15 protein-coding genes and 2 pseudogenes are annotated in these 18,309 nt (G+C 35.5%); 9 read left to right on the top strand and 8 right to left on the bottom strand.

All coding sequences use genetic code 11. From position 1 onward, the window contains the following. The first annotated feature begins 12 nt into the window (after positions 1 to 12). From AC1M84_RS10460 to AC1M84_RS10485, 6 genes are all read left to right on the top strand, one after another. Complete coding sequence (locus AC1M84_RS10460; protein WP_481590365.1) at positions 13 to 2,079, top strand: putative bifunctional diguanylate cyclase/phosphodiesterase; 2,067 nt, start codon at positions 13 to 15, stop codon at positions 2,077 to 2,079. Positions 2,080 to 2,199: 120 nt separating this feature from the next. Then, positions 2,200 to 3,792 carry a peptide chain release factor 3 gene (locus AC1M84_RS10465; RefSeq protein ID WP_035265298.1) on the top strand — a complete coding sequence of 531 codons (1,593 nt, stop codon included), beginning with the start codon at positions 2,200 to 2,202 and terminating at the stop codon, positions 3,790 to 3,792. An 83-nt stretch (positions 3,793 to 3,875) separates the two neighbouring features. Then, a complete protein-coding gene (locus AC1M84_RS10470) occupies positions 3,876 to 4,700 on the top strand; it encodes a hypothetical protein (protein WP_481593312.1) in 825 nt (274 codons plus the stop codon). Between the two features lie 130 nt (positions 4,701 to 4,830). Further along, positions 4,831 to 5,778, top strand: coding sequence for an RsiV family protein (locus AC1M84_RS10475; RefSeq protein WP_035265380.1), 948 nt, complete (start codon positions 4,831 to 4,833; stop codon positions 5,776 to 5,778). Positions 5,779 to 5,785: 7 nt separating this feature from the next. Then, complete coding sequence (locus AC1M84_RS10480; protein ID WP_481590402.1) at positions 5,786 to 6,619, top strand: TatD family hydrolase; 834 nt, start codon at positions 5,786 to 5,788, stop codon at positions 6,617 to 6,619. 67 nt (positions 6,620 to 6,686) lie between these two features. Next, on the top strand, positions 6,687 to 7,460 hold the full coding sequence (locus tag AC1M84_RS10485) for a tRNA threonylcarbamoyladenosine dehydratase (protein ID WP_481593314.1): 774 nt from the start codon (positions 6,687 to 6,689) through the stop codon (positions 7,458 to 7,460). Between the two features lie 55 nt (positions 7,461 to 7,515). Here the strand turns inward: AC1M84_RS10485 and dusA are convergent, their stop codons facing one another. Continuing rightward, positions 7,516 to 8,541 (bottom strand): tRNA dihydrouridine(20/20a) synthase DusA, encoded by a 1,026-nt coding sequence (dusA, locus tag AC1M84_RS10490; RefSeq protein ID WP_481594956.1) that lies wholly within the window; start codon positions 8,539 to 8,541, stop codon positions 7,516 to 7,518. A gap of 119 nt (positions 8,542 to 8,660) precedes the next feature. Here dusA and AC1M84_RS10495 point away from each other — a divergent pair, with 119 nt between their 5' ends. Continuing rightward, positions 8,661 to 9,842 carry a tyrosine-type recombinase/integrase gene (locus AC1M84_RS10495; RefSeq protein WP_481594957.1) on the top strand — a complete coding sequence of 394 codons (1,182 nt, stop codon included), beginning with the start codon at positions 8,661 to 8,663 and terminating at the stop codon, positions 9,840 to 9,842. Here AC1M84_RS10495 and AC1M84_RS10500 read toward each other — a convergent pair. The 7 genes and pseudogenes from AC1M84_RS10500 to AC1M84_RS10530 all read right to left on the bottom strand — a co-directional run bounded on the left by AC1M84_RS10500 (position 9,839) and on the right by AC1M84_RS10530 (position 16,132). Continuing rightward, the gene (locus AC1M84_RS10500; protein ID WP_481594958.1) at positions 9,839 to 10,126 is read right to left on the bottom strand and encodes a pyocin activator PrtN family protein; all 288 of its coding nucleotides are present in this window, start codon (positions 10,124 to 10,126) and stop codon (positions 9,839 to 9,841) included. The two genes, AC1M84_RS10495 and AC1M84_RS10500, sit on opposite strands and share 4 nt — an antisense overlap. 276 nt (positions 10,127 to 10,402) lie before the next feature. Next, a pseudogene (locus AC1M84_RS10505) lies at positions 10,403 to 11,333 on the bottom strand (IS5-like element IS17 family transposase). Positions 11,334 to 11,747: 414 nt separating this feature from the next. Beyond that, positions 11,748 to 12,389, bottom strand: a complete 642-nt coding sequence (locus AC1M84_RS10510) for an OmpW/AlkL family protein (RefSeq protein WP_481594959.1) — start codon at positions 12,387 to 12,389, stop codon at positions 11,748 to 11,750. A gap of 43 nt (positions 12,390 to 12,432) precedes the next feature. Continuing rightward, positions 12,433 to 12,954 (bottom strand): cupin domain-containing protein, encoded by a 522-nt coding sequence (locus tag AC1M84_RS10515; protein ID WP_481594960.1) that lies wholly within the window; start codon positions 12,952 to 12,954, stop codon positions 12,433 to 12,435. An 8-nt stretch (positions 12,955 to 12,962) separates the two neighbouring features. Continuing rightward, positions 12,963 to 14,093 (bottom strand): alcohol dehydrogenase catalytic domain-containing protein, encoded by a 1,131-nt coding sequence (locus AC1M84_RS10520; protein ID WP_481594961.1) that lies wholly within the window; start codon positions 14,091 to 14,093, stop codon positions 12,963 to 12,965. A 127-nt stretch (positions 14,094 to 14,220) separates the two neighbouring features. Beyond that, the gene (locus AC1M84_RS10525; RefSeq protein ID WP_481594962.1) at positions 14,221 to 15,102 is read right to left on the bottom strand and encodes a LysR family transcriptional regulator; all 882 of its coding nucleotides are present in this window, start codon (positions 15,100 to 15,102) and stop codon (positions 14,221 to 14,223) included. 85 nt (positions 15,103 to 15,187) lie between these two features. After that, positions 15,188 to 16,132 carry a 3-carboxyethylcatechol 2,3-dioxygenase gene (locus AC1M84_RS10530; protein ID WP_481594963.1) on the bottom strand — a complete coding sequence of 315 codons (945 nt, stop codon included), beginning with the start codon at positions 16,130 to 16,132 and terminating at the stop codon, positions 15,188 to 15,190. Between the two features lie 198 nt (positions 16,133 to 16,330). Between AC1M84_RS10530 and AC1M84_RS10535 the strand changes: the two genes are divergently transcribed. Further along, positions 16,331 to 18,073: an FAD-dependent monooxygenase gene (locus AC1M84_RS10535; protein ID WP_481594964.1), complete on the top strand. Its 1,743-nt coding sequence runs from the start codon at positions 16,331 to 16,333 to the stop codon at positions 18,071 to 18,073. 46 nt (positions 18,074 to 18,119) lie between these two features. After that, a pseudogene (locus AC1M84_RS10540) lies at positions 18,120 to 18,309 on the top strand (NAD(P)(+) transhydrogenase (Re/Si-specific) subunit alpha); the annotation flags it as partial.

Consider the following 18,309-nt stretch of genomic DNA (forward strand, 5'->3'; position numbering starts at 1 on the left):
ATAAGTCTCTATATGATTCATATGAGTTACGATTATGCAATGGTGGCGGGTTCTGCTGTGGCGGCAGTGATCGTCTGCTTTATTGCTATTTCATTTGAACAACTCATTAGTACCCACAAAAACCCAGTTGGTCAAAAAGTGCTGCTCGGTGTAAGTGGCATGATATTTGGTCTTGCGATTTGGGTCATGCATTTTGTTGGAATGCTGGCTTGTCATTTGCCCGAAGATCATAGTTTCGATGTAGGTTTGACGCTATTTTCTTATGTGATCGCAGCTCTCGCTTCAATTTTTGCCATATGGCTCACGACTAGATCTACACTTCCTTTAGCTAGATTGGTTTTGGGTGCACTTCTGATGGGTTTCGGTATTTCAGGTATGCACTATACTGGAATGGCGGGATTGATCGTTCCCAACTACATTATTCGTTATGACACCATTTTGGTGATTTTTTCTGTACTGATTGCTGTATGTGGTTCAGGATTGTCATTCTGGCTGATGTTTAAATATAAGCGTACCTATCACAATAAATTGGCATTCAAGCTTGCCGTGGCATTCATGATCGCTTTTAGTATTGTGGGAATGCATTATATTGGTATGGCGGCTGCGACTTTCCAACCCGTGGATGCCAAATATGCAGCATTGAATCAACTCCATGAAGGTCAAGGTTTATTACTTTTTGTCATTATATTTGTCACATGCTTAGTCTTGGTGGTCAGTTTTTTTGTCGCTATTTTAGAATTACGACTTGAAGAGAGAAATCAACAACTAATCAAAATGAATAAGGAATTGGAAAGCCTTGCCCTTCAAGATAATTTGACCAAACTTCCAAATCGACTTTTTTTGCTTGATTACACCACTTCATTATTTTCACTTCACCAATCTAAAGATCATAAAGTTGCATTCATTTATATTGATTTGGATCGTTTCAAGGCAGTAAATGATGCTTTTGGACATCATATTGGTGATCAGCTTTTAGTGAATTTAGCACATCGACTTCATGCATTACTCGAAAAAAACCAAAAATTAATTCGTATTGGTGGTGATGAGTTTTTATTGGTTGTTGAAGACTTTTCTACAGACCAAATTGATCAAGTTGCCAATCTAGTATTGAGTAAAATCCAAGAAGGCTTTGTGATTTCTGGGAAGGAAATCAATATCTCAGCAAGTTTAGGTGTGGTCTATTATCCAGATCATGGTGCTGATTTACATGATTTGTTGGTGAATGCTGATGCTGCAATGCTGATGTCCAAAGAGCAAGGTCGCAATACTTACAGTGTGTTTAACTATTCATTAGATCAACAAGAAATCGCACGTAGCCAATCAAAACTTATTAATGATTTGTATCGTGCTGTTGAAGAACAACAATTCATTTTATTTTATCAGCCGAAATTCACAGCAGATTTTAAAATTTGTGGCGTTGAAGCTTTAATTCGTTGGAAGCATCCAAGTCTAGGACTTCTAGCACCAAATATGTTTATTGAGGGTGCGGAGCAAACAGGTCTTATTATTAAAATGGGCTACTGGGCCCTTGAACAAGCGTGTATACAGATTCAAGCTTGGCAAAAAAAGAAATTGCCTTTCTGTCCGATCGCTGTAAATTTATCAGCTGTACAATTTGAACATAAAGCGCTGGTAGATACATTAAGATGTTTAATCACGCAATACCAGATCGATCCAGCCCATTTAATTATTGAGATTACTGAATCGACAGCAATGCATCATATCGATGTCAGTATTCGTACTTTTGAGAGCCTGCGAAACCTGGGGATTGGGCTTGCGATTGATGATTTTGGAACTGGTCATTCTAGCTTCTTATATTTAAAGAATCTCCCGGTAGATGAGCTTAAAATTGACCGTGAATTTATTCGAAATCTTTCACCCAATACTAAAGATGAAATTATCTTAGAAAGTATTATTGTATTGGCTAAACGTTTAGGTTTGGTGGTGACAGCTGAAGGCGTTGAAACTCAAAAACAAGCCGATATCTTAAAACGTTTAGGTTGTCAGCAATTACAAGGCTATTTATTGGGTATGCCATTACCTGTGGATCGTTTAGAAAGCACATTTAAGAACTATTAACTTCTGGTCAGTTTCTGATTCATCACATTCACATTCGGTATTGATCTGCTACAATATCGCCAATTTTTATTTTGATCTTTTTTGATCTTCTAAACTGCATGTCTGCAGTAGGTGTTATTCATGAGCTTTAAGCAAGAGTTAGCGGAGCAAGTTGCTCAGCGACGTACATTTGCCATTATTTCCCACCCCGATGCGGGTAAAACCACAATGACGGAAAAGTTATTGTTGTGGGGGCAAGCGATCCAAGTTGCAGGTATGGTAAAAAGCCGTAAATCTGACCGTGCTGCGACATCAGATTGGATGGAAATGGAAAAAGAGCGTGGTATCTCGATCACGACCTCTGTGATGCAGTTCCCTTATAAAGACAAAATGATCAACCTGCTCGATACACCGGGGCATGAAGATTTCTCTGAAGATACATATCGTACCCTTACAGCCGTAGACTCAGCGTTGATGGTGATTGATGGTGCGAAAGGTGTCGAAGATCGTACGATTAAATTGATGGACGTGTGTCGTATGCGTGACACACCGATTATTTCTTTCGTTAACAAAATGGACCGTGAAATTCGCGAGCCACTTGAACTACTCGATGAAATTGAAAACGTACTTAAGATTAAATGCGTACCTTTAACTTGGCCTTTAGGTACAGGCCGTGACTTCGCGGGTGTTTTTAATCTGATCGAAGAAAAATTCTATGTCTATAAAGCAGGTTTTGGTTCAACCATTACCGATATCGAAATTCGTGACGGTTATGACCATGCTGACCTTCGTGAAAAAGTCGGTGAATTAGCTTGGGCTGCATTTGAAGAGTCACTAGAATTAGTTCAAATGGCAAATGAACCGCTTGATCGTGAAGAATTCTTAGCAGGGCGTCAAACTCCAGTATTGTTTGGTACAGCGTTGGGTAACTTTGGTGTAGACCATGTCTTAAATGCATTTAGTGAATATGCACCACCACCAAAAGCACATCCTACCCAAGACCGTAAAGTTGAAGCGACTGAAGAGGGTTTCTCTGGTTTTGTCTTTAAAATTCAAGCCAATATGGACCCTAAACACCGCGATCGTATTGCTTTCATGCGTATCTGCTCAGGCAAATATGAAAAAGGCTTGAAAATGAAGCATGTGCGTATTGGGAAAGATGTGCGTATTTCAGATGCATTAACGTTCTTGGCGGGTGATCGTCAGCATTTAGAAGAGGCATGGCCAGGTGACATTATTGGTTTACATAACCATGGTACGATTCAAATTGGCGATACTTTCACTTCGGGTGAAAATTTGCAATTCACAGGTATTCCTCACTTCGCTCCTGAAATGTTCCGCCGTGTTCGTTTAAAAGATCCTTTGAAATCGAAGCAACTCCAAAAAGGTTTAAAAGAGCTTTCAGAGGAAGGTGCAACTCAGGTATTTATGCCACAAAACAGTAATGATCTTATTGTCGGTGCTGTGGGTGTTCTTCAATTTGAAGTTGTTGCTTATCGTTTAAAAGAAGAATACAAAGTAGATTGTATTTACGAGCCTGTGAGCATTAACACTGTTCGTTGGGTTTCATGTCCAGATGAGAAAAAATTTAACGAATTTAAGAAAAAAGCACATGACCAACTTTCAGTTGATGGTGGTGGGCATTTAACGTACTTAGCACCTAGCCGTGTCAATTTACAATTAATGCAAGAGCGTTATCCTGATATTGTTTTCCGTAATACACGTGAACATTAATTTTGCTTGAAAATGTAAAACAGCTTCCTCGTGAAGCTGTTTTTGTATCAGAATAACCAATGCTTTAATTTTGGTTGATTTTTGTGATTACTCTAAACTTACAAAAAAAACGATTGCGTATTCTTCTTGCTACCTTAGTCATTGGGATGGCATCTTGTGAAAAACAACCAGAGTCTAAGACACAAAAGTCAGGGCAGTCTGCCCAAGTTAAAAACGCTGATGTGTTACCAGACTTAAATGATGACGCGTTTCAAGTTGAAATAAAGAGCGAAAATTGCACAAAATCGGTCTGTGAAAAAATTGAAATTTTAAGTTTAAAAACCGCAGATCAGTGGGTCAATCAACAACTTAACAACCATTTGGCTTTTGTGATTCAAGATCAAATCAATGAAAAAGAACAATTGAGTTTGGATCAATCCATCGAAACCTATATAAGTCGCTCTGAATCATGGATGAAGGAGTTTTCACTGAATCAGCCTTATGAGTTGGATATACTGACGCAAGTCGCCACCCAACGAAATCAATATGTGTTGATCCAATTCATTGTTAACACAAAACAAGCTGAAGTGATCGTTAAAGATCGTGGTTACTTTATGGTATTGGATCGAAAGCAGAAAAAAGTTTTACAGTTGCAGGATGTGATTCAAAAGAACCAAATAAATGATTTTGAAAGAATACTTCAAGTGTCCTATCAAAAATGGTTAAAGGCCCAGAGTGGTGAAGTGAGAAGTATCGCTCCAGTGAATCTCAGCTGGCAAAATCAGGAATGGTTCTTTGATGGTGAAGGGATTGGTGTTCATATTCGTGCGAACGAAATTGTCAAAGGTGGTGAGCAATTGGATATCTATTTGAATCATGCTCAAACCAAGCAGGTGGTTGTACCGCAGATCTTTCAAAAGATGTTTTGAAATATTACAAATATTGTAATGTAGCATATACAATTGCAGTTAAACCCATACAAACGAAGCTTGAGCTATCAATTTCATCGGGTTAGGCTTAAATCAATGATAAATGACAGTTTCTCCTCAAGGTTGTGAGATGTTAAAAAATAAAATAGTTTGGACTGTATCTGTACTTACTGCCGCAATTACGCTGAGCGCATGTCAGCCAAAAGGGGACGGGCCTAAAGAGTCACCTGACACTCAAACTCAAGCAGCATCGGAAGTTCAGATACTCGTGCTTCAGGGTGAAACTGAAAAAGTGCCTGTTCGGTTGGTAGAATGTGATGGTAACAATTGTCCAGAAATTTCAATTGATCGATTGAGAACGAATCAATTTGTGTTAGATGGCTTAATTGATCAAGCGATTATCAAAAATTTACAAGAAACGCTAGAGTTGTTCGAACCTGAGCAGACGCTGCCTAAAGACAAAGATACTCAAGCCGCAAGTGAAGTTGTTGAATATAAAACTGCAGCGCAGTTACTTGCAGAGCAGATTCAGCCCTATATTGATAACTTTGTGGGTTTAGATAAAGAGTTAAAGCACTTGGGGGTTGGACATCAAATTAGTTTGAGTATTAGTCCTAAAATTTTAAATTCACAAGGACCACTTGCAACCGTCGTATTGAATACGAGTAACTATTTAGGAGGTGCACATGGTTCTTCTTCACAAACTTACTTTAATTTTGATTTGAAACAGCAGAAACAAGTGTCACTAGATCAAATTTTAGTGAAAGACCAAAAGAATAAATTAAATCAATTGGCCCATGATGAATTTAAAAAATGGGTCATAGATTCGCAGTTAGCAGATAACGTTGAAGAGTATGAAGAGGCTTGGAAATTTAAACTCACTGATAATTATTATTTGGGTAAGAAGGGTTTAATTCTTCAATACGGTGAATATGAAATTGGTCCTTATGTGGTGGGTTTGCCAAGACTTACGATTCCTTATGAAAAGCTACAGGGTGTGATTAAACCTGAAATGCTGGAGGCTGTTCATCCTTCGGTTCAAGTTGCTGTACCTCAAGCTGCAGGTGAAGCAAAATAACATGTCCATGCCACGTTTGTTTGATACGCATACGCACTTTGATGTAGAAGATTTTGACTTCGATCGTGAGCAACTTGCGTATCAGGCTAAACAGAAGGGAGTGGATGCCCTTGTACTGATTGGGTTTCAACACCAACGCTTTCATACATTGATTGAAACACACCATTGGTTAAATGGTTTAGATCAGGCACCGAGGAGTTATCTCGCTCCTGGTCTACATCCTTTTTATATCGAACAACATCAGCCTCATCATCTAGACGATCTAAAAAAAATTCTTGAAGTACAACAATGCATCGCCGTTGGAGAAATTGGTTTAGATACTTTTCTCAAGCAACATAAGCAGTCGGAAGTTTTCGCTAAGCAACAGGATTTTTTTGCGCAACAAGTCGATTTGGCTCAACAATTTAAGCTTCCTGTGCTGTTACATATTCGTAAATCTCATGCTGAAGCATTAAGGCTGTTAAAAGCAAAGCAATTTGTTCACGGTGGTATCGCCCACGCATTCAGTGGAGGGATAGAAGAAGCGAAGGCATTTATTCAACTTGGATTTAAGTTAGGGGTCACGGGACAGATTACCAATCCCAATGCTAAAAAATTACACCAAACAGTTCAGTATGTTGGTATTGAACATCTGGTCATTGAAACAGACTGTCCTGATATGACGCCATTATGTTGTCAAGCTTCAACTGAACACCGTACCCGTAATACCCCACAGAATTTAATTTATGTTTTAGAAGGTTTGGCACATAGTTTAAATACAAAAGTCGAAGACATTGCGCAACGTGTTTGGGAGAATAGTGTGTCTGCACTCAACCTAAAAAATGAACTGAAATTGTCGTGAGTTCAAAACTCTCTATTCCTCCGAAGTTTTGCTAAAATACGCCTTTTCCAAATAGTGTTAGAGCAATATGACTGACTTAGTTCATGATGATGAATATGAACGCCGTTTTACCGGTGTAGCCAAAATTTATGGTGAAGAAAATTTTCAGCATTATGAAAACAGTCATGTCATGGTGATTGGTATTGGCGGTGTTGGCTCTTGGGCTGTCGAAGCTTTGGCTAGAACAGGTTTGGGCGAGTTAACACTAGTTGATATGGATTCTGTTGCAGCGTCAAATATTAATCGTCAGTTACCTGCGATGACATCAACATTAGGTCATGAAAAAATTGAAGTGATGGCAGAGCGTTGTCGCCAAATTAATCCACGTATAAAAATCAATTTAATTGATGATTATCTAACGCCTGAAAATGTAACGGAGATTTTGAGTTCAAATCCAGATGTTGTGTTGGATTGCATTGATGATGTCAAAGCAAAACTCGCATTGATGCTACATTGTCGTTTCAATAAAGTCCCTTTGATTGTATCTGGTGGTGCTGGTGGTAAATTAGATCCACTCAAAATTCGGGTCGCAGATTTGTCAAAAACAGAATACGACCCGATGCTGGCAAAATTAAGAAGTCAGTTACGCTCAAAAGGTATCTGTAAAAAGCCGAAAGAGAAGTTCGGTATCACCTGTATTTATTCGGTGGATAATCCTTTTTCGAATGCTGATATTTGTGCGAGTGCTGGGTTAAGATGTGGTGGTTATGGTTCAGCCGTGGTGGTGACATCAAGTTTTGCAATGGTAGCAGTGGCTGAAGTGTTAAAACGATTAGATTCGATTCAAGCAAAACAAGCCTAAAAGTGATTATCAAAAAAGGTCTCTATCAAGAGACCTTTTTAATGATGAAATTGGTTTATTCAGCATTGATTTTTAAGCTTTCTTGTTCAGCATGTCTTTGAATGGCTTGTTGCATACCGATTAAGGCATTTTCAATATCTTTTAATGTTTTCGCGTTACCCCCACTCAGGGCTTGTCGCCATTTTCGTGCACCAGGAAGGTTTTGAAATAAGCCTAAAATATGACGTGTAATCACTGAAAGTGGCGCACCATCAGCTAAACGTTTTGCAATATATGGCATCATCTCCTGCATGATCTCAAAACGATCAGGTGCTGACAAACTCCATAATTGTCCTAGTTCAGCCAGTAGATAAGGATTGTGATAAGCCTCGCGACCAATCATGACACCATCCACATGCTGTAAGTGTTGTTGAGTTTCAGCAAATGTTTTGATCCCACCGTTGATTTCGATCAATAGTTCTGGGCGATCTTGCTTTAAGCGATAAACATCTTCATAACGTAAAGGCGGAATGTCCCGATTTTCTTTCGGTGACAAACCTTGTAGTAAAGCAATGCGTGCATGCACGATAAAATTTTGACATCCCGTTTTTGCAACGGTATCGACAAAATGCAGCATCTCCTCATAAGATTGCATATCATCGATGCCGATTCGGTGTTTTACCGTGACGGGAATATCAACTGCATTTTGCATTTCAGCAATACATTCAGCAACCAGCTCAGGCTCAGCCATGAGGCAAGCACCAATTTTATTGTTTTGAACGCGATCACTAGGACAACCAACATTCAAATTGATTTCATCATAGCCCCAATCTTGAGCCATTTTAGAGCAGGTTGCGAGGTCTTTAGGATTTGATCCACCAAGCTGTAACACAATAGGGTGTTCTTCTTTGCTGTAATCTAAATGACGGGGTGCATCGCCAAATAAAATTGCGCCTGTGGTTACCATCTCGGTGTACATGATGATATTTGGATTGAATAGACGTGCAAAAAAGCGGTAATCACGGGTCGTCCAATCCATCATGGGTGCGACGGAAATTCGGGGAGGCTTGTTTTGTTTGAAATTATTAAATATATCAGTCATATGAATTCTCAGCCGTCACGTAAGATTTGTACATATATTGTACTTTTCTGCACTATTTCAAAACTATTTGATACTAAATTTGCTACTATAATTTTAATAGTATAAAAAAGTATCAAATTATGGGAACGATCACTCAATTAAAATCAAAAACTAAGGGTACTAGGTATAGAGCTGTAATAAACATCCGACGTAAAAAAGATGGAATAAATTACTATGACTCCGAAACTTTTAGTAGTAAAAGTTTAGCTAAAGAGTGGCTAAAAAAAGAAGAAGAGAAATTAGAAAAGAATCCGATTCTAATGTCAACTAGTTCTAAATTTAATAATACTGGTTATTTGACTCTTGAAAGGGCAATCGAAAGATATTTAGATGAGGTGAAAAATTTTGGAAGAAGTAAAATTGCAACACTAAAATTAATTCAAAAATTCGATATAGCCCAAATAGACATAACAAAACTGACTCGCATGGATATCACTGTTCATGCTCAAAAAAGATTCAGAGGATATGAAAATTGTTCGTTAAATTTACCATCAGTCCAACCTAGTACAATTTTATATGAGCTACGATACATAAAGAGTGTATTGGATCATGCTGAACTTGCATGGGGATATGCTATAAATTTCGATGAGTATGAAAAAGCTTTAAAAGGGTTAAGAAAGGCGAGGATAATTAATGAGTCAAGGAAGAGGGAAATATTACCAACTTGTGAGGAACTTCAGAAAATAACCAGAAGATCATATGTAGAGTTTCATCTTAAAAATTATACTAATACACCTATTTACCTAATTGTATGGTTAGCAATATATACGGGAAGACGCTTGAATGAACTAACACGATTAAGACTTGCTGACTATGATAAAAATAATAAAAAATGGTTCCTAACCAATATTAAAAACCCAAACGGTAGCGAAGGGAATAACAAATGGTTTAAGTTAACAGATAAGGCGGTTCATATTATAAATAAATTACTTGATGAGCCTATTAGAACAAAAATGCTTTTACGTGGTGGGGATCCTGGATTGCTTATTCCAATAAATGCCGACACAATTGATAGAAGCTGGCAAAAAATTAAAAAAATTGAAAATATTGAACATTTGAGATTTCATGACCTAAGGCATGAGGCTGCAACACGGTTAGCTGAAAGTGGCATGAGTATCCCCCAGATGCAACAGTATACGCTTCACAGCGATTGGAATAGTCTGAAACGCTATGTAAATCTTAACGGTATAAGAAGTAAAGTTCTTGAATTCGAGGATGCTATGCAATTTGTAAAACAATCATCCATTCAAAATCTTCTTTAACGTTTATAATCATTCAACACTTTAAATTCACGAGTAGCCATTTCTGATCTTGATTCGAAAAAATGTGCTAACTCTATGAGACTAACAAAATACTCACCTTTTTGACTTTCACAGAATTTTACAACAGGGAATGGGAGCTCTTGCTTTGATGCTTTACGTTTTGCTATTTGCGTTGAAAGATGTGGGAAATAGTCTTTAATAACGAGTGATAATGGTACTAAAGGTTGCTTGTATTGATTATAAAGTTCAACATACATGATTGAATTTCTAGAAATATTAGCCATGAAAGAAAAATTTTATTACTTTGGTAGCTGAAAGTTACCAAATATTTTTTTTTTGAAATTAGTTTGATGATGATTTCAGAAAAAAAGTTCTTTTTATTAATGCTAAAGATTTTAATTAAATAAAATAAGCCGGTGAATTTATGTAAGAATTTAGAAATATGGTCTCAGATGATCTTTGACTATTTCATTAGTTACATAAATAAATTGAGTTTTATGTTTAAAAGGGCTTTGTTGCACAAAGATTTGAAATGCAAAGCGCCCCTAATTGAGCCAAATTTAAGGCGTAACTTGGGTAAGTGGTCGACCTAATTCCGTAAATCTGTTGAGGACTGCTACACGTGCATGAATTTCATTCACCTGACTAGGAAAGCTTCTTTCCATTAATTTATCGCCTAATAATTTGATGCAATGCATCTTGGTTTCCACCAAACTGCGGCGATGATAGCCTGACCATTTTTTCCATAATGTCCTGCCTAAACGTTTAACTGTTCGAAGTAATTCATTTCGCTCTAGCGAGCTACTTTTTGTATCTTTCCATGGTTTCGCATTTTTTCTAGGTGGAATCACCGCATGTGCTTGCCGATCTGCAATAACCTGACGGCATTGCTTGGTGTCATAAGCTCCATCGGTATAAACAGAGTCAATCTGCTCATCTTGTGGAATCTGATTAAGTAAATCACCAAGCACCTGTGAATCACTGACATTATTGGTTGTGAGCTGAATAGCGCGTATTTGTAGGGTTTTGGCATCTATACCAATATGTAGTTTACGCCATTGGCGACGATATTCAGGTCCATGTCTTGCGTTTCCATTCGCCCTCACCTAGAAACTTCATGCCTGTAGAGTCTACGAGTAGATGCAGCCCATCGCTACTTTTTTGGTAGCTGATTGCAATATCAATATGCTTTTGTCTTCTACAAAGCGTACTGTAATCTGGTGCGGTCCAATTTAATCCGCAAAGTTTAATCAGACTTTGCACAAAGCCAGTGACCATACGTAAAGATAGACGGAATAAGGATTTAATCATTAAGCAGCATTGGATAGCTGCGTCGGAGTAGGTTTGATTTCGCCCTTGTTTGCCTTTTGATGGCGCATACCATTGCGTAGCAGGATCAAACCAAAGGGCAATATTTCCGCGACTCATGAGTGCTCGGTTATATGCGGGCCAATTGGTTGTGCGGTAGATTTTCTGTGTAGGCTTATTCATTTGGAAATTATATCGCTGAAAAAGCCTTTACAGATAGGTTTGTGCAACAAAGCCCTTAATTACTATCATTTATAAAATTTGCATGAGTAGTAATTGAATAAAGATTAGTTAAACAAAAAATAAGTATTATATTTACAGGTGGTATATGTCGTTTTTTCATAAAAATTTTCCTATTTGTTTTGTCTCATTTAATAATTGTTTTTATATTTTATTGTAATTATTATTAATTTTTTATTAGAATTTAATATAAGATAGTATAAAATTTATATGGGTAAATTATTATGATGAATTTATAAATAATTGGATTGTTTCTTATTTAGAATAATGGCGATAGATCAAAAATTTTATTAAATTTATTTAGGTATAAGAAGTATGTTTTGAAAAGTAGAGCAGATCGAAATCTGCTCTTTGATTCTAAAATTTATATCCTAGACCAATCATAGTTACCAAAGGGGAAAATTTAATATTAGCCTCTACAGGTTCTCCTTGAAATTCACCATTTGCTTTGGTTTTAAGCCAAATTTTTTTAACATCTACTAAAAAATTCAGTTTTTCATTTAAAGGTTTTTTTAATCCTATTTGTAATACAGGACCAAAAGAGTCTTTAACTTCCAAATTTTTTATTGTGTGATCCTTAGTATTGAGAACATGTGTCCAACTAGCACCAACACCGACATAAGGTTGCAAATACATGTTATCTAGAACAGTATATTTAGCAGTAATGACTGATGGTGCATAAGTAATTTCACCTATTGCTCCTGAACTTTTTAAAGTTCCTTTGCCTGATACTGTCGTTGTTGGCGGGTATCCAGCAGCATATTCAACACTTAATTTAGAGTTTAAATTATAATTTATACCGACTAGTAAAGTTGTACTGTTAGAAGAACTCGCATTAGCACCGTGAATCATTCCAGATTTATCATTAACAGTAGCGGATGTTGGTAAATCAACATAACCAATACCAGTATAAGCTTCCCATTTATAATCATTAATTTCACTAGAATTAGTTTTTAAACCAATTAAACATAATGATATTAAGATATATATTTTAAACATTGAGTTTTCCAATACATAATCCTTGTACAAGAAATTGAATTAATTATTTACCAATCATAACAAAAGCAATTCTAGTAATACTATTTGTATGATTTCTCCAAGCATGTCTTGTACTTTGTTGAATAACTATTTCACCTTGTTTAATCACTTGAAATAAACCATCGTCAAGTTCCAATGTGATTTCACCATTCAGCACAATACCAAAGTCAAGCGTATAAGTTTTATGCATACCAGGATTATCTATTTCAAAATGGTCGATTAATCCTGAAAGATTTTCTAACTGCTCCTTATTAGCTAAATCAGGATTAAAATTTTCTTCTGAATAAATAGAGTCTGGTGGAAAGTCTACAACTAATAATTTACATTCATTTTTATCTGCTAATAACGAATTAACTGTATGTAAATCTTGATGTTTAGTGTCATTTTCCCCTAGTTTCTCTGACCATACCAAATATGTAGCAAAACCCGGAATATGTTGATATTTATATTGTTTTACAAATCTGTCAGATGAAAGTGTGGACTTACCATTCTCGTCTTCTATAGTCACAATTTTTTTAATTGGCATAATTACACTCATAGATTTATTACCACGTTTGTAAAACCACCAGTTCTGTGATTTATTTCTTCAAGCGCTTTATTTACATCCAATAAAGAGTATTTTAGATGTTCTAAAACTGACAAATCTAATGTTCCGGATTCAACCATTTTGGATAGTTCTTCACCTTCGGAAACTGTAAACCAGAGTGAGCTAAGTATATTTTTTTGTTGTGTCATTATGTGGAACATTGGTACTGGTAAGTCTTCTTCCATACCTCCGATACTTACCATTGAACCACCTCTTCTTAAGGACTTTAATCCGTCGAGAGTAACTTGAGCTGGTGCACCAGGTCCAAGACAGTCAATAAATACATCTGCACCTAAGTTGTCAGTGTGTTCTTCAATCCAACTAACTAGGTCTTTTTCTCCATGAGAGAGAATGTTTATACGTTTTTGATCAATATCTTTAAGTTTATTTAATAAATCTTGATTTCTTGCAACTGCAAAAATCTTAGTAGCTCCCATTGCTAAAGCACATAAAACAGCTCCAAGACCAAGAGTACCAGTTGCACCTGTAATTAAAACTGATGTACCAGAAGTTACTTTAGCTTTTTTCAAAGCAGAATACGCTGTTCCGATATAACCAAATCGGCACGCTTCGTCAAAACTGATGTTTGAACCTAATCTAACTAGACCATCTGCTGGGGCACTCATAAATTCAGATAACCCACCATATGGATAATCATTAAAAATATTTTGGGAATCTTGCCCAAAACCAAAGTAGCCTTGAAACGTAAAAGATTTACAGTTTATAGGTTGATTTGATCTACAAGCAGTACATGATCCACAGCTTCTCCCTGGATTGACGTATACTTTATCACCCACCTTAAGATTGTAAACTTTACTACCTACTTCTGAAATTTCCCCAGCTGCATCTAAACCATAAATTGCAGGTAATTTTGGTAATGGCAAATAAGGAAACCATTGGGGATAAAAATTCATTACGTTATTGAGATTTGGAACTAAATTACAGCTCTTAACTTTTATTAGAACATCATGAGGTCCTATTTGAGGCTTCTCAACTTCATCAATTTTTAAACTTGAACCAACTTCATGTAGTCTTGCAGCTTTCATTATGAATAATCCTTTATATGCTTTAGTTGCCATAGAATCATATATAAATTTGGGGAAATAATAAAATGTGCGATCTCCACTAAGTATATGTTTTATAACAAAATATTTTATAGATAGTATTAATGTATTATTTAATATTAAAATTATATCAATGTGTTAATCATCTAGAGTAATTTCTTAACTTATTTATTATAAAGTTTAAGGCTTTGTTAGTGTTTGTGGATTTATAGTTGGCATATAACGGAAGTGATGGAATTTTTAAATCATTTTTAAAAATTTTAATGTTACTGTTAAGGTATTTAGTAGCATATTCCGGTATAAATCCTACACCAATGCCATTATTAATGAGATTAATATGTTGGAGTAAATTGGATGCTGAAATAATGTTTTCAGGCATGATATTGTGCGAGTTTAAAAAATTATCAATTTTATCAAAAAAAACAGGTGAAGAGTTTTGATCGCAAAGTACTATAGGTAAGTTGTTTAAATCATGAGATTTAATGGTTTTTTCATAATCCAAAAAATATTGTGAACCTACTAATACTATATTTTCGTGCATTACTTTTAGACTTTTAAAATCCTCGGTCTCGAATTGAAATCGAGTGAATGATAAATCTATTTCATTGTTTTTTAATTTGTTTATTTGTTCGCTATCATTTAAGCTTTGGATGTTAATTTTATAGTTAGGGAATTCAATTTTAATATTTTCAATAATCATAGGCATAAATTGTATTTCTGCTACATTCAAAAAACTTATATAAATCTGATCATTCTTATTGTTTGCAACTTGACGTGCAGCAGAAATAGCAGTTTTAGCATTTTCTAAAGCTAATTTTGCATATTTTAAAAATTCCTCTCCTTCAGGGGTAAGATATACTTTTCTTTTATTGTCTCTTACTAATAGCTGTACACCTACTTCATATTCCAGATCTCTTATTTGTTGGCTTAATGAGGGTTGTACTGTAAAAAGCTTCTCGGCAGCTCTTGTAAAATTAAGTTCTTCGGCTACTGCAAGAAAATATCTTAGATGTCTTAATTCCATTTTTATCATCCTTTTTTATCAACAGATCAGAAATTTATGCTAGAACATTACCATAAAATAAGGCCAGTCTATAACTGGCCTTAGACTATTTTAATTGTCCTTTAAGTATTCCCATAGCAACTAGCCATTCTGGTGCTGGATCATACTGGATTAATTCCACTTCAAAATTACCTATAGTCGACATTGATGCTAATGCAGCAGACCATGTTCTAATTTCATGCCCTCCTTTTCCACCATATTCAGAAATGAATTTATCTCCCATTTTTTCAAAAAAAGAGAAATCTTGATTTATATAGTTTTCAATTATTAATTTATCCCAGCTTGGATTAAGATTCATTGAGATGTCACTATTTCCATTAGCAATATCCTGACCTACTTTTATCACTTTTTTTTCACGATTTTCTCTTTCTATTTGTGTAGGATTTCTACCTGATATTAAAAATTCACGTACTTTAGTTGTTGCACTATTTATCTGAGGTGTAGGTGGATCATGAGATAATCCTCCTGAACCTATTATTAGTATTCTCTCATCTAATTTTTTTAAATAATCTCCTATTATTTTTCCAACATTTATTATTCGAGACATTTTAGGTAAAGGTTCTGCGGCACAGTTTATAAAAATTGGTATAACAGGAATATTACATAAATTATCCTTCAATAATAAACTTAATGGTTGTATGAATGCATGGTCTAATGGCATCTTGTACGAAAATGAAATATCAATATCATTTTCTAAACAATGTTTTAATATGCTCAAACTAGTATGCTCCGGAACATTAATTTTTTTGGTGGTATAGTTCCAGTCACCTATTGAATGAGCATTTAGTCCAATACATATTGAAGGCATATTGTCATAAAAAAAACTATTAAAATGATCTGGTCCATATATGAGTATTAATGTTGGATCAAATGATTTTATTTCATTTGATATGTTTTCTATCGATTTATAGAACTTTTTACTGATTTTTTCATTGGTTACAGCATAATTTAATAAGGGTGTATGTGACATGCATAATAATTTTGTTTTCACAGTCTTATATCCTTTGGTAGAGTGTATAAATATTATTGCTGCTTAACATAATTATAAAATAATTATTTTCTATCGTTTGATAGATTTCTAATTTTTATATTCTATTTCATATCATTCTATAGATTATTATTATTTGTTCTTTTACTCATCTTGCGTACATTATTTCTAAACAGAATTTTATAGTGTTAAGGTGTAAGTATGTCTGATAAAAATGAATTTGATACTGATGTTGTTGTTATAGGAACAGGTCCCGCAGGGTCGACATTGGGTCTTGCTTTAGCATCTTATGGAATCAGAGTAAATCTATTTTCACAATTTAATTGGTTGGCTAACAGTCCTCGTGCTCATATTACAAATCAACGAGCTATGGAGGTTCTAAGGGATTTAGGGATTGAGTCTCAAGTTCATGAGATTGCTACTCCTTGGGACTTAATGGGAGATTCTTTAATTACAACTAGCTTGGCTGGAGAAGAAATTGCACGTATACGCTCATGGGGAACAGGTGAAGAGCGTAAATCGGATTATCTTACAGGTAGCCCTTGTCCGTTAGTTGATCTAATACAGCCTAAAATGGAAAAATTATTAGTGACTAATGCAGCAGAGAGGGGGGCTGTCTATAACTTTAATACAGAATATATTTCTCATACACAAGATGAAAGTGGAGTTACAGTTAAATTAAAGAATCTTTTAAATGGTAATTTTTTTGAAGTTAGAGCTAAATATCTTATTGGAATGGATGGAGCTAGATCAAAAATAGTAGAGCAATTGAATTTACCATTGGAGGGTGAGCTAGCTAGAGCTGGTACTGTTTATGTTAACTTTAAAGCTGATCTTTCTAAGTATGTTACTCATAGACCAAGCATTTTAAATTGGATAGTTAATCCGCAAGCTGGTTTTGGTGAAATTGGCATGGGTTTGTTGAGGGCTATAGAACCATGGGATCAATGGATTGCAGGATGGGGGTTTGATATATCACAAGGGGAGCCTAAATACACAAACGAGGAGATATTAAATAGAATTAAACAATTTATTGGGGAGGAGGATGTTGAAATTGAGATTCTTAAGGTTTCAACTTGGTATGTAAACCAGTTATATGCCAAAGAATACTCATTGGGTCGTGTTTTTTGTGGGGGTGATGCAGTCCATAGACACCCTCCATCCAGTGGTTTAGGTTCTAATACATGTATACAAGACGCATTTAACTTGGCGTGGAAATTAGCTTTTGTTATAAAAAATTGGGCTAATACTGTTATTTTAGATTCATATACATTCGAAAGAGCACCGATTGGAAAGCAAATCGTTGAAAGAGCAAATCAATCGAGATTTGACTATAGACATTTAAAAGAAGTATTTGGTTTCGATCAAGGAATTTCAAATCAGGATAAATTACTAAGCCACATCTTCTCTTGTGATAAATCTAGTGCAGCAATTAGAGCAAAACTTTTCGAAGCTCTCAATATAAAAAATTACGAATTCAATGCACAAGGTATTGAATTAAATCAGCGGTATTACTCAAATGCAGTGATTAATGAAAAATTAGATGAACATTTTTTTAAAGATCCCTCATTGTACCTTAATGAAACAACGAGACCAGGTTCAAAAATTCCACATGCTTGGCTAATTGATTCTAAAGGCTACAAATTTTCTACATTAGATGCTGTAGGTAAAGGCAAATTTACAGTGATTACAGGTTTATCTGGTCAGGCTTGGATTGATGCTGCTAGAGCCATCAATAAAAGTTATATACGATGTGTTCAAATAGGTTCAAAGGAATTTAGAGATATTTATGGGAGCTGGTTTAAAAAGTCTCAAATTCATGATTCAGGAATTTTGCTTGTAAGACCAGATGGATATATAGCATGGCGTCAATTTGATATAGATTCTTGCATATCTCCGAAAGAGACTCTAAATGCAGTTATTTCAAAATTAAATCTTAAGTAGTACATGCGTATTGAAATATGGATTATTAAAACAAGGATTTTTAGTTATGCAGATCGGAATCCCTACCGAAACTGTAGTTGGTGAAAGTCGTGTAGCTGCGACACCAGAAACAGTAAAGAAGTTAATTGGTGCTGGTCACAGTGTTGTTATCCAACGTAATGCAGGTGTTAAAGCTGCTTATATTGATAGTGCCTATGAACAGGTTGGTGCAAAAATTGTTGATGATGCTTATACCG

It is taken from the genome of Acinetobacter sp. 24-47-66 (assembly GCF_056779755.1).

Coding starts and splice junctions, on each gene's coding strand:
- AC1M84_RS10460 (WP_481590365.1), top strand. CDS start 13: ATGATTCATATGAGTTACGATTATGCAATGGTGGCGGGTTCTGCTGTG.
- AC1M84_RS10465 (WP_035265298.1), top strand. CDS start 2,200: ATGAGCTTTAAGCAAGAGTTAGCGGAGCAAGTTGCTCAGCGACGTACA.
- AC1M84_RS10475 (WP_035265380.1), top strand. CDS start 4,831: ATGTTAAAAAATAAAATAGTTTGGACTGTATCTGTACTTACTGCCGCA.
- AC1M84_RS10480 (WP_481590402.1), top strand. CDS start 5,786: ATGCCACGTTTGTTTGATACGCATACGCACTTTGATGTAGAAGATTTT.
- AC1M84_RS10485 (WP_481593314.1), top strand. CDS start 6,687: ATGACTGACTTAGTTCATGATGATGAATATGAACGCCGTTTTACCGGT.
- dusA (WP_481594956.1), bottom strand. CDS start 8,541: ATGACTGATATATTTAATAATTTCAAACAAAACAAGCCTCCCCGAATT.
- AC1M84_RS10495 (WP_481594957.1), top strand. CDS start 8,661: ATGGGAACGATCACTCAATTAAAATCAAAAACTAAGGGTACTAGGTAT.
- AC1M84_RS10500 (WP_481594958.1), bottom strand. CDS start 10,126: ATGGCTAATATTTCTAGAAATTCAATCATGTATGTTGAACTTTATAAT.
- AC1M84_RS10510 (WP_481594959.1), bottom strand. CDS start 12,389: ATGTTTAAAATATATATCTTAATATCATTATGTTTAATTGGTTTAAAA.
- AC1M84_RS10515 (WP_481594960.1), bottom strand. CDS start 12,954: ATGCCAATTAAAAAAATTGTGACTATAGAAGACGAGAATGGTAAGTCC.
- AC1M84_RS10520 (WP_481594961.1), bottom strand. CDS start 14,093: ATGGCAACTAAAGCATATAAAGGATTATTCATAATGAAAGCTGCAAGA.
- AC1M84_RS10525 (WP_481594962.1), bottom strand. CDS start 15,102: ATGGAATTAAGACATCTAAGATATTTTCTTGCAGTAGCCGAAGAACTT.
- AC1M84_RS10535 (WP_481594964.1), top strand. CDS start 16,331: ATGTCTGATAAAAATGAATTTGATACTGATGTTGTTGTTATAGGAACA.